At 36.8% G+C, this 10,442-nt stretch carries 13 protein-coding genes and 2 tRNA genes; 2 read left to right on the top strand and 13 right to left on the bottom strand.

Features of this window, described 5'->3' with window-relative positions:
- Window positions 1–161: 161 nt before the first annotated feature.
- The 9 genes from P4L16_01355 to P4L16_01315 all read right to left on the bottom strand — a co-directional run bounded on the left by P4L16_01355 (window position 162) and on the right by P4L16_01315 (window position 6,070).
- On the bottom strand, window positions 162–389 hold the full coding sequence (locus tag P4L16_01355; protein MDR3623768.1) for a hypothetical protein: 228 nt from the start codon (window positions 387–389) through the stop codon (window positions 162–164).
- A 96-nt stretch (window positions 390–485) separates the two neighbouring features.
- A tRNA-Ser gene (locus P4L16_01350) sits at window positions 486–570 on the bottom strand.
- 241 nt (window positions 571–811) lie between these two features.
- Window positions 812–1,879 (bottom strand): phenylalanine--tRNA ligase subunit alpha, encoded by a 1,068-nt coding sequence (pheS, locus tag P4L16_01345; protein MDR3623767.1) that lies wholly within the window; start codon window positions 1,877–1,879, stop codon window positions 812–814.
- Window positions 1,880–2,000: 121 nt separating this feature from the next.
- Window positions 2,001–2,360: a 50S ribosomal protein L20 gene (rplT, locus tag P4L16_01340; GenBank protein ID MDR3623766.1), complete on the bottom strand. Its 360-nt coding sequence runs from the start codon at window positions 2,358–2,360 to the stop codon at window positions 2,001–2,003.
- Window positions 2,361–2,384: 24 nt separating this feature from the next.
- Window positions 2,385–2,579 (bottom strand): 50S ribosomal protein L35, encoded by a 195-nt coding sequence (gene rpmI, locus P4L16_01335; GenBank protein MDR3623765.1) that lies wholly within the window; start codon window positions 2,577–2,579, stop codon window positions 2,385–2,387.
- A gap of 131 nt (window positions 2,580–2,710) precedes the next feature.
- Window positions 2,711–3,229, bottom strand: a complete 519-nt coding sequence (gene infC / locus P4L16_01330; protein MDR3623764.1) for a translation initiation factor IF-3 — start codon at window positions 3,227–3,229, stop codon at window positions 2,711–2,713.
- A gap of 42 nt (window positions 3,230–3,271) precedes the next feature.
- Complete coding sequence (locus P4L16_01325) at window positions 3,272–5,026, bottom strand: His/Gly/Thr/Pro-type tRNA ligase C-terminal domain-containing protein (GenBank protein MDR3623763.1); 1,755 nt, start codon at window positions 5,024–5,026, stop codon at window positions 3,272–3,274.
- Window positions 5,027–5,052: 26 nt separating this feature from the next.
- Window positions 5,053–5,126, bottom strand: a tRNA-Val gene (locus P4L16_01320).
- A gap of 62 nt (window positions 5,127–5,188) precedes the next feature.
- Window positions 5,189–6,070: a methyltransferase domain-containing protein gene (locus P4L16_01315; GenBank protein MDR3623762.1), complete on the bottom strand. Its 882-nt coding sequence runs from the start codon at window positions 6,068–6,070 to the stop codon at window positions 5,189–5,191.
- A 142-nt stretch (window positions 6,071–6,212) separates the two neighbouring features.
- Between P4L16_01315 and P4L16_01310 the strand changes: the two genes are divergently transcribed.
- Entirely contained in the window at window positions 6,213–6,785 is a 573-nt protein-coding gene (locus P4L16_01310) for a class I SAM-dependent methyltransferase (protein MDR3623761.1), read from the top strand.
- Here the strand turns inward: P4L16_01310 and P4L16_01305 are convergent.
- From P4L16_01305 to nusB, 3 genes are read right to left on the bottom strand one after another with little or no spacing between them, the layout of a single operon-like run.
- On the bottom strand, window positions 6,743–7,600 hold the full coding sequence (locus P4L16_01305) for a PHP domain-containing protein (protein MDR3623760.1): 858 nt from the start codon (window positions 7,598–7,600) through the stop codon (window positions 6,743–6,745). The two genes, P4L16_01310 and P4L16_01305, sit on opposite strands and share 43 nt — an antisense overlap.
- Window positions 7,590–8,483 carry a UDP-N-acetylmuramate dehydrogenase gene (gene murB, locus P4L16_01300; GenBank protein ID MDR3623759.1) on the bottom strand — a complete coding sequence of 298 codons (894 nt, stop codon included), beginning with the start codon at window positions 8,481–8,483 and terminating at the stop codon, window positions 7,590–7,592. Before murB ends, P4L16_01305 begins: the two co-directional genes overlap by 11 nt.
- Window positions 8,480–9,001, bottom strand: a complete 522-nt coding sequence (gene nusB, locus P4L16_01295; protein ID MDR3623758.1) for a transcription antitermination factor NusB — start codon at window positions 8,999–9,001, stop codon at window positions 8,480–8,482. The genes murB and nusB overlap by 4 nt, the downstream gene beginning before the upstream one ends.
- A gap of 132 nt (window positions 9,002–9,133) precedes the next feature.
- Between nusB and P4L16_01290 the strand changes: the two genes are divergently transcribed.
- Window positions 9,134–9,916 (top strand): class I SAM-dependent methyltransferase, encoded by a 783-nt coding sequence (locus P4L16_01290; protein MDR3623757.1) that lies wholly within the window; start codon window positions 9,134–9,136, stop codon window positions 9,914–9,916.
- Here P4L16_01290 and P4L16_01285 read toward each other — a convergent pair.
- A complete protein-coding gene (locus P4L16_01285; protein MDR3623756.1) occupies window positions 9,899–10,285 on the bottom strand; it encodes a hypothetical protein in 387 nt (128 codons plus the stop codon). The genes P4L16_01290 and P4L16_01285 overlap by 18 nt on opposite strands.
- Window positions 10,286–10,442 lie beyond the last annotated feature (157 nt).

The following is a 10,442-nucleotide window of genomic DNA, read 5'->3' as shown; positions in this document are numbered from 1 at the left end:
TGTTGGTGAATCAGTTTATGTCTTTAAGATTAGAATTTTTATCTCTCATAAAGACAAAACTGTTACCTATGTTGGTGAATCAAACTGTAACCTATGTGGGTGAATTGGACCGCATCATAAATGATAAATTATAAGTCTCCGCGTCTCCGCGTCTCCGTGTTTTAACTATTCAAGTTATTGATTAGCAGATAGTTGAAAATCGAGCTGGCGTTATTTAATAGAGGATCAATTCCAAAGCCACCCAGATCTATCTCTTTGTTTTTTAATACCGATGTTTGATATCTCTTACCGCCTATTAAACTTTCAGCCCGCCTTTCTGGTATTTCATCATAATTCTGGAAAAGATCTGTTTGAGTTTTTTTATGTAATTGTATATCAGGACTTGGCATATAGTAACCCGAAATTAAGCTTTATTATACCTTTTATGCATAATACAACATTAATTACAATTACGTATAAATCTTTGCATATTTTTGTGAAGGGAACGGAAGAGGTAGGATTCGAACCCACGGTCCCTTGCAGGACTTCTGTTTTCAAGACAGACGCAATCGGCCACTCTGCCACTCTTCCAAGATAATAACCTAAGTTTTGGGTTTAAATTACTCAATCTTGGGGATCTTCCGGTAACTTTTCAATCTTTTTTGCTCGTTTATAGTTTTTGAATATGAACTTCACAAAAATGATTGAAAAATTATCCAAAAATCCCCTCTAACCTTGAGTAATTTAAACCCCAAACTCAGATTAATAGATTTTTAAAGAACGAATGGAGTTTATAACGTAAAGGGATGTTTGTCGTCAAGAAATATTGATTTTAAGGAAACTGTTGTAAAAAGCGCATATCGTTTTCTGTAAACATTCTAATATCAGAAATGCCTTTTTGGACCATTACAAGCCGCTCAATACCCATTCCCCAAGCATATCCAGAATATTCTTCAGGGTCTATTCCACTGTTTTTAAGCACTTCTGGATGAACCATACCAGCACCCGCAACTTCTAGCCACCCAGTATGTTTGCAGGTAGAACATCCTTTTCCCTTACAAAGCACACAAAGAATATCCACTTCTAGCCCCGGCTCCACAAATGGGAAATAACTAGCACGAACTCTCGTCCTAATATCATCACCAAAGAGTTTTGCATAAAACTGCTCTAAAGTCGCAAGCAAATCTGCAAATGTAACCCCTTTATCAATGTATAAGCCATCTACCTGATGAAAAAATACATGTGATCTTGCCGTTACTTCTTCATTGCGATAGACATTACCAGGACAAATAATACGAATAGGAGGCTTTATCATCTCCATAATACGTATCTGTATGTTTGTTGTATGAGTACGCAGCAAGATATCAGGAGAAATATAAAAAGTATCTTGCATATCTCTTGCAGGATGATCTTTTGGATAATTAAGCGCTTCAAAATTGTAATAGTCTGATTCAATATCTGGGCCATATTGAACAGAAAAACCCATGCTGATAAGAACTTCTAAGACCTTGTCTTGCATCTGTAAAACAGGATGTCTACGTCCTAAAAATTTGCGTCTTCCGGGCAAACTTATATCTATAGATTCTTGCTCTATTCTACTTGCTTCTTCTAAAAGACAAAGTTTTTCAGATAGATGTAAAATAGAATTTTCAACTTTCTCTTTTAAATCATTAACCAGCTTGCCAGCAAGTGGTTTATCACTTACAGGAATCTGCTTTAAATGAAGCATGAGCGCCTGAATAGGCCCTTTCCTACCCAAAAACTTTAATCGAGCATCTTCTACTTGCTTAAGTTCTCTTATTTCTTTTAAAGCACTTTCTACTTCGTGATTTATATCAGCAATTAAAGACTGCAACAAGGCAATAGAAGATTCGCTAGCACTATCCTTAGAAGAATTCATATCCGCTACCTAAAATTTGAAAGCTGCGAATTTTACACCGCAGCTTTCTTTATTAATGCAAGTTTTGGCAACTAAAGCTAATACACAAAGAAGTGTACAAGGAGGCTTAGCTCCTCATAGCTTAAGACGCAAGTGCGCCCTTTGCTTGTGTTGCAACGGCTGCAAAACCATTCGGATCTCTTATGGCCATATCTGCAAGCATTTTGCGATTAAGCATACATCCTGCTTTTTGTAAGCCATTAATAAACTTGCTATAAGAAATTCCATTCATCTTGGCAGCAACATTAATGCGCATAATCCACAAACTTCTAAAATCACTCTTTTTTTTCTTTCTATGAATATAATTATATGACAAGGCTTTCATCACAGCATCGCCAGTTTGTCTCAAGTGGTTTTTACGATCTCCCCAAAAACCTTTTGCTAACTTGAACAATCTTTTACGACGTCTATGTGCAGCCAGAGCATTTGTAACTCTAACCATGGTATAACTCCACTATTTTTTAAATTAAACACCCATAAGGCGTTTATACATCTTTAATTGACCCTCATCTACAAGAGCAGGTGTCGCCAAATGGCGCTTTCTCTTCGATGATTTTTTTGTTAAATTATGACGTCTTTCTGGATGTCCTCTTTTTAACTTTCCAGTTCCAGTCACTTTAAATCTTGACACAACTGCTTTGCGCGTCTTCATTTTCGGCACGATACTTCTCCTCAAATCACTCTTTCATAAAGTTCTCATAGCCCCTAATACTCCGACATATAAGGGCTCAAACGTTCGGGTTACGAATCATACGCAAAAACACCTAATCTCTGCAAGAAATTAGAATGAATTTATGTTGTTTCTATCTTCTTTTTCCCCCCGGGAGCAAGCACAGTCGTAAGAGTGCGCCCCATCATTTTCAAAGGAGCTTCTGGTGTTGCAATATCTTCAACATCTACAAGCATCTTACGAACAATAGACTCACCAATTTCTGTATGAACCATCTCGCGACCTCTAAAAGTACAAGTAACTTTTACTTTATTCCCCTTCGCGATAAAATCCCTTAAATGCTTTTTCTTCGTTTCAAAATCATGATTATCAATATTGGGCTTTAGCTTGATCTCTTTTACTTTAATCTGATGCTGTGCCTTTTTATTTTCCTTCTCTCGTTTAGTTTGATCATAACGAAACTTACCAAAGTTGATGATCTTACAAACGGGAGGCTCTGCTGTTGGAACAACTTCAACAAGATCAAGGCCTGACTCTTCTGCAAGAGCAAGCGCTTCTCTAACCGATATAATACCAACCTGGCCACCATCTGGGCCTATTACCCTAACTTTCGGCGCTCGAATTTCTCTATTAATTCTCAAAGTTAATTTATTCTCCGCTCTATTCTCAACAATCAAGTTTATTCACTGGACTTGATTTATAACATCCAGATTACTTGAGCCAAGTTTTGTTAATTTCTTGATAAAGCAACTCAATTCCATTTTTACAGGCTCTTTTTGATTTAAACCTCTAATCATAAATTGCTTTTCTCTTACTATTTCATCCTCTATTTCTCTATCATCTATCAAGACAATATAAGGAACTTTTTCTAATTGAGCTACATGTATTTTATGCTCTAACTTATTCTCAGACTTATTCTTAGAGCAATCTACAAAAGCTCTTATTCCCGCCTGTAAAAATTCTCTCCTTACTTTCTCTGCATAGCAAATAGAAGAAGCTCCACACGACCTACACACAATACGCACCTGTTCTGGAGCCATCCAAAACGGTAATATTCCCGCATATTGTTCTATTAAAAGGGCCATTAAACTTTCTAAAGAACCACACACATTAGCAGCAACAAGAAAAGGCACATTTTTCTTGTTCTTTTCATCTATATAAGTAAGCCCCATTTTTTCAGGAAAAAATGTATTTAACTCAATATAAGGCCCTTCCACCTTCCTTCCTAAAGCATTCTTAAAAAAGAATTGCAATCTAGGTCCCGTTCTAAACTCTGCCTCATCTCTTGCTTCTTCAACAACCTCGCAAAGAGGGCTATTTACCTTCTTTGATACATTTGCGTATACTTCTTGTAAAATCCCTCGTGCTTCTTGCCAAAAAAAGCGAGAATGACCCCTAGGGGCTTTATCAGAACTTAAACACAAAACATGGTCAATCGAAAAGATTTTAATGATTTTTAAAATGAAATGCAAGAGACAAGTAATTTCCTCTTGAACTTGAGCGCGAGAACAAAAAATTGTTGCTATATCGCTTATAACGCTCTCTTTTTCATAAAAGCAAGGCTCTCTTGTTTCGATATTTAGATTATATTTATCATAAAATTCAAAATAGCGCAGCGGCAGCGAAAGTTCTAAATGCTCTTCAGATTGAAAATTACAAGCATGCATACACGCACTTAATGAAGAATTCAAGAAAAAATCATCTATATTTTCTTTGCGAATACCAAGCCTTTGTAGTAGCCTTGCATCCCCTAATCGTGGTGTAATCTCTTCTGAAAAACCATGATTTTCATACTCATGTCTAAAAAAGTCTTGAAGGATTCTGAGAAAAATAACACCCTTTTTTTGAAGCATAATTTTCCCATCCAACTCATCTAAAACCGAAATGAATTGCAGCTCCTTACTAAGCTGTATGGGATCTCGTGCCTTTGCATCCTCAAACTTTTTTAAAAATTTTTTAATCTCGCTTTTCGTTTCAAATGCAATAGCATCAATGCGTATTATTTTTTTAAAATCACTTGTTCCAATTTGCTTCATTCCTTGGATCTTAAAGGAAAGCGTATCTTTTGTTGACCTAACATAGGGCTCTTTACAAAGATCGCAAAAATCATCCACACAAAACAGTGAAACCAAATTAGTATCTAAGCTGAGAGCACGCTCTGCAAGAATATTTTGCTTATTATGCCGAAAATACATAGCTGCATTCTCGCGCATCATTGTCTTGGAATGTACAAGCCTATCCTCACTTGCAATAAAGCGCATACGCTCTTCTAAAAGTTGCAAAAAATGTGCGTCAGGTGTTCCTGAAAACATAAAATCATAAAAAAATCCAAACGCATGGCTCTTACCTCCGGCCAACTGTGCATCTGGAAACAAGCTCAGCACAGCAATTGCCATAAGCTCTGCAGTTGAGCGTCTCTTGATATCTAGGGGGGTCATTAATAGAACTTATTTATGTATAATTATGGGATATGGCTGACTCGAACAGCCGACCTCCACGATGTCAACGTGGCGCTCTAACCAACTGAGCTAATACCCCCGATAGAGGGCAGAATAATAACGAAATCGCCCCAATTTTATCAATAGACTTCTTGCATAAAGTTATTTGATAGCTGTAAAAATCCCAGAAAGAATTTCATCATGCTCCATAGCCCTAATAAAATGACTCCATGCATTCACTCTAAAATCATAAGCATCACTACCAAGCTCTGAAGAAAATTTTTCTTTAGCACTTTTAATACGCTCAATATCTCTTTGCGTATAAACAATTTGCTTATCAGAAATATCTGTGTAAATAACATCCTTGAACTTAGCACGCTTAATTAGTTCTTGATATTTTTGCGGAGTAATTAGGTAGCAAAATCCATTATCAATGTGTACATCATCTTTTGCAGAGTCAATAGCCAAGGCTTTTTTCAGAAATTCAGTAAGATCAAGCGAGCGTGCTAACCAATCCTCTGTTACAATTCTTCCACCTGGTTTTAACACACGATGCATTTCTTCTAAATACGCTTGTCTATCCAAAACAGACAAGTGAGCAAACATTTGCTTACAAAAAACAAGGTCAAAAGTATCTGCAGAGAATTCCTTAAGACTAATACGATTATTTAAAGTTTGAAAAAAAACTTTTCCCTTCAAATACCCTCTATGCCTTTCTAATAATTTCTCCGCACACAAAATCATGTAAGGTTCGAAATCTACTCCTGTTATTTCTACATCATTTTTTTTTGCCAAATAAACATCCACACCACCCAGCCCACAACCCACATCTAATATTTTCTTGCCTTCAAGCTCAATATTTGCAAGCATAGTATCTATAAGTTCTGTCCCTCCTGAAGAGATCATACCCTCACTTCCATATATAAACTCTAAGGAGCGTAAAAAATGAGGAGAATACAGATTAGATAACCGATTTTTGCTAAGAGACTCGCTCGGATTTGTATTTACAACTACTGACTTAAAACTAGGCGATTGAAGTAACATTTGCATTCCTTGTTGATCTTAACACACGCACAGGTATACACAAACAAGTTCAAGAATTGGTTTTTGAACTTGTTTGTGTATAGTGTGTAGATTAACACTTCAATTGTCAATTCTTTCTTGAATTTAAGGAAATTATACAACTATGAAATTTTCCCATCTTTCATTTGCGCACTCTTATTGGACGTCTCACCTATATATCGGGGCATCTGTGATCGATGCAACCTGTGGCAATGGCCACGATGCGCTTTTCATTGCCAAAAAAATTCTAAACAATACTCAAGGGTCGCTTTATATTTTTGATATCCAAGAATCAGCTATCAACCAAGCAAAAACGCATCTCTCTTCTCACTTAGACAAGGAAAGTTATAAGCGAGTGCACTTTTACAAACAATGTCACTCTAACTTTCCAAATGAACTTCAAGAAAAATCTATAGATCTTATAGTGTATAATCTTGGCTACCTTCCGGGGGGCAATAAATCCATTACAACTACAAAAGAAACCACACTTATAAGCCTAGAACGTTCTTTAAAACTCATTAAACCCTTAGGGCTTATAAGTATTACTTGTTATCCTGGGCATCTTGAGGGGGAAAAAGAAGAAGAGCTTTTACTCACTTGGGCAAAAAGTTTAGACCCTCTTAATTGGTCAGCCTCTTTTCATAAACGCATTAACTATTCTAAAGCCCCAAGCGTATTGTTCTTATGTCGCCTGTAATGAGCTTGCAAAACCCTAAAGGTCTCTTCTGGGGCCCATGATGAGCCAAGAGCAATGTTTGGTTTTACGCTTCCATGAAAGTCGGAGCCACCGGTAGCGAGCCAATTTTTAGAATGAGCCAGACGAAGCCAACCTGCCACCTCGCTTTCAGAAAATCTTGCATAATAAACTTCAATACCATCAAAATTCATTGAAGTCAAAGCTTGAATAACAGACACATCCCCAATTAAGTGTGGATGAGCAATCACTGCAAGACCACCAGAATGATGAATATAATCTATAGTCTCCTCTGCGCTAAAATATTCTCCTTCAGCATAGCAAGGACACCCTTCTCCGATATATTTATTAAATGCCTCACGAATAGTTCTAACATAACCCTTTCTCAAAAGCGCTTGCGCTATATGAGGCCTTCCAACGGAATGTGGTGGCATTTCGGGATTAATTATAAGTTCATCTTCTGTAATAGACATCCCGCGTTTTGCTAGTTTATCCAAAATAACCAGATTTCTCTTATTCCTTCTTTCATGATGTTTAGAACAAAAAGCATCTATTTCTTTGTTATCAAGTGAAAAGGCATAGCCTAAAATATGCACGGAATAATTCTTGTAATGCGAAGAAAATTCTACTCCTGAAACCATTTCTATATTCAGTTCCAAAGCCACAAGAAGCGCTTCTTGATAAGCTTGGATTGTGTCATGATCTGTAATGGAAAGAGCAGAAAGTCCACATTTTTTTGCATGATACAACAATTCTTTTGGCGTCATAGAACCATCTGAACATGTTGTGTGACAATGTAGATCTGCTTTAAAATTCAATTTTTTCTCCAATTAAGCGAATCTCTTCTCTTAGTTCAATGCCCATCTTTTCTTTAACTTGCGATTTTATAAGCTGAACAAGCCTAAGAACATCTTGAGCACTACCAGACCCCGTATTTACAATAAAATTGGCATGCTTTTCAGAAACCTTTACACCACCTAGTGAAATCCCCTTTAGCTCAGACATTTCAATGAGTTTGCCTGCAGAAAGGCAACTCTCTTCTTTCTGGCCTTTAGGATTTTGAAAAACACATCCTGCTGAGGGCTCATTTAAAGGCTGGGTTTTCTTTCGGTATTGAATAATCTCTAATTGCCTGCCTCTTGCTAACTTACATTCTTCCAACTTAAATGTTGCTGCAACAATTACACCTCTCATCTCTTGAAAAGAAGATTTTCGATAACCAAATGTAAGCTCATCTTTTTCAAAAACTCGAACATCTCCATCATTTGAGACATACTCGACACTTTCTAATGACTCACACACTTCCTTTCCATTTGCTCCCGCATTCATAAAAACGGCTCCACCTACAGATGCCGGTATACCCGCAGCAAACTCTAGCCCCGAAAATCCAAGACGAGCTGTCTGAGAGCCCAGTAAAGAAAAACTATAACCCGCTCCCACTCGAAACCGATTTTTCTTAACTTCCATGAAATCGATTTTATTGATAATAACTAGACCACGAAAACCAAGATCACTGAAAAGACAGTTAGAACCCTTTCCAATAACAAAATAATCTAAATGATTGCTTTTACAAAAATGTAATACTTGTATGAGAGTCTCGATGTCTCTTGCCTCTATACAATAGTCTGCAGGTCCACCCAGACGAAAAGTAGAAACCTTTGAAAGCAGTTCATTCTTTTTAAAATCATCGTAAGAAATCATGTCTCTTCTAATGGCACAGCAATATCTTTTAGTGCAACTTCTTTGGCAATTTCTTCACTTTGCAAAAGTTTTTCTGTGCTTTCACTTAAGAGTTCATTATCTTCTTTTTCACCAATAGACTTCTTATAAATTGTATCAAGCAAAGCATTTACAAAGGAAGCTGCTTCCTTTGTACTAAACTTGCGAGCAAGACGCATAGCTTCATGAATAGCCACTTTTTCTGGGATGGAGTCGTCATAGAGCATCTCAAATATACCCAAACGAAGCACATTCTTTTCAAGTCGTTGAATACGCCCAAGATCATATGTTGTAGATGTTTCTCTAATGAGCTTGTCAATAAGATCTATCTTCTCAAAAACCAAAAGCATGCGCTCAAAGGCTTCTTTAACATTTTTCTTTGTTACTTCTAAAGTTTCCATCACAAGCTCTTGCATCTCATCTTCTGTTGTGACGGCAAGATCATAACTATAAAGAAGCAACAAAACAATTTCTCGAAACTTTTGTTTTGGCACGGCCATAATAATATACCCAAAAATCCAGTTTGGAAGAGTGTAGCATAAACTCTTTTTAGTACGCTAACAATAATGCTATTGATAATTATTTATTTATACTCTATACTGCTTTGCTGATTCAAAAAACAATGGCTCTTCATGAATAAACCTATTCGCTCTCAAACATCATCCAATACATCTTGGCAAGAAGTCTCAAAATGGTACGACAATACAGTTGGAGAGGACGGACATTATTACCACAAAAACATTATTTTACCTCGTCTTCTAAAACTGATGAATTTGGAAAACATACAAAATCCAACTCTTTTAGATATCGGATGCGGTCAAGGCGTTCTTGCAAGAAGCTTGCCATCTCATGCTACATATGTTGGCGTAGATGCAGCAAGTGCTCTCATTCAGGCAGCAAAGCGGCATAACACCTCTTCTCTTCATACTTATTTTCAATTTGATGCAACTAAGCCCTTCAATCTAAAAAGACAAGATTTTTCTCATGCGTTAGTTATACTTGCCCTACAAAATATGGAAGATCCCCAAGGAGTCTTTAAAAATGTTAAAGCTCATTTACAAGAAAAAGGATCTCTCATCATAATTATGAACCATCCTTGTTTTCGCATTCCAAGACAGTCTTCATGGGGCATTGACAATGATAACAAGCTCCAATATAGACGAGTTAACCGCTACTTAACTCCTTTAAAAATACCTTTACAGGCAAATCCAAGCCAAGGATCCTCATCTAAAACCACGTGGTCCTTTCACTTTCCTATCTCGTACTATACAACACTTCTTAAAGAAGAAGGCTTTGTAATTTCTTCTATAGAGGAGTGGGCATCTGATAAAATCAGTGTTGGCAAAAATGCCAAAATGGAAAACAGATGCCGAGAGGAATTTCCCCTCTTCCTCATGCTAGAAGCTAGACTTTAAAGGCAGTTCTAAACCCTGTTCAGCAGTAAGTTCTCTATGCTGTACATAAACTCGTCTAAGACGTGATTGCTGGTCAAACTGTAGATAAAAACCAAGCCAGCCTTTATTAAAGTAATAGGAAAAAAGTGAATGCCCTGAAAAGCGTTCTTTACGAAGAGCTGAACCAAACGTTGCCTCAGCATCCAATCGAGACATATATTTTACAAGTTTTGTAGGAGATGTTGTTGGGCTAGTAAGTAATCGTATAAAATCTGTAAAGACAAGATTGTTGTTTGCTTGAATACCAAGGGCTCTTGCAACATCTTCTGGAAGGGAAACAGGATACTGTAGACGCCAATAAAGCTGCAATATTATATTTAAAACTTTCATTTAACCTCCTTGTTTTTAAGTAACCAGGACTTAAGCTCGGTTAGGGTTATATCAAAAAATCTAATAACAAACAAGATAGTTTGAAAAGAAGAATTCCTATTGAAAAAAAGTTTACCCATATATATAAGCCTAAACTTTACTCACTTGGAGCTTTACC

The organism is Chlamydiales bacterium, from assembly GCA_031292375.1.
Lineage (GTDB): Bacteria > Chlamydiota > Chlamydiia > Chlamydiales > VFKH01 > JARLHF01.
Note: the sequence above shows the minus strand (reverse complement) of the source record. Positions and strands in the feature narration are given on the sequence as shown.

Coding starts and splice junctions, on each gene's coding strand:
- nusB (MDR3623758.1), bottom strand. CDS start 9,001: ATGGCCGTGCCAAAACAAAAGTTTCGAGAAATTGTTTTGTTGCTTCTT.
- P4L16_01315 (MDR3623762.1), bottom strand. CDS start 6,070: ATGTTACTTCAATCGCCTAGTTTTAAGTCAGTAGTTGTAAATACAAAT.
- P4L16_01355 (MDR3623768.1), bottom strand. CDS start 389: ATGCCAAGTCCTGATATACAATTACATAAAAAAACTCAAACAGATCTT.
- P4L16_01290 (MDR3623757.1), top strand. CDS start 9,134: ATGAATAAACCTATTCGCTCTCAAACATCATCCAATACATCTTGGCAA.
- P4L16_01285 (MDR3623756.1), bottom strand. CDS start 10,285: ATGAAAGTTTTAAATATAATATTGCAGCTTTATTGGCGTCTACAGTAT.
- rplT (MDR3623766.1), bottom strand. CDS start 2,360: ATGGTTAGAGTTACAAATGCTCTGGCTGCACATAGACGTCGTAAAAGA.
- murB (MDR3623759.1), bottom strand. CDS start 8,483: ATGATTTCTTACGATGATTTTAAAAAGAATGAACTGCTTTCAAAGGTT.
- pheS (MDR3623767.1), bottom strand. CDS start 1,879: ATGAATTCTTCTAAGGATAGTGCTAGCGAATCTTCTATTGCCTTGTTG.
- P4L16_01310 (MDR3623761.1), top strand. CDS start 6,213: ATGAAATTTTCCCATCTTTCATTTGCGCACTCTTATTGGACGTCTCAC.
- P4L16_01325 (MDR3623763.1), bottom strand. CDS start 5,026: ATGACCCCCCTAGATATCAAGAGACGCTCAACTGCAGAGCTTATGGCA.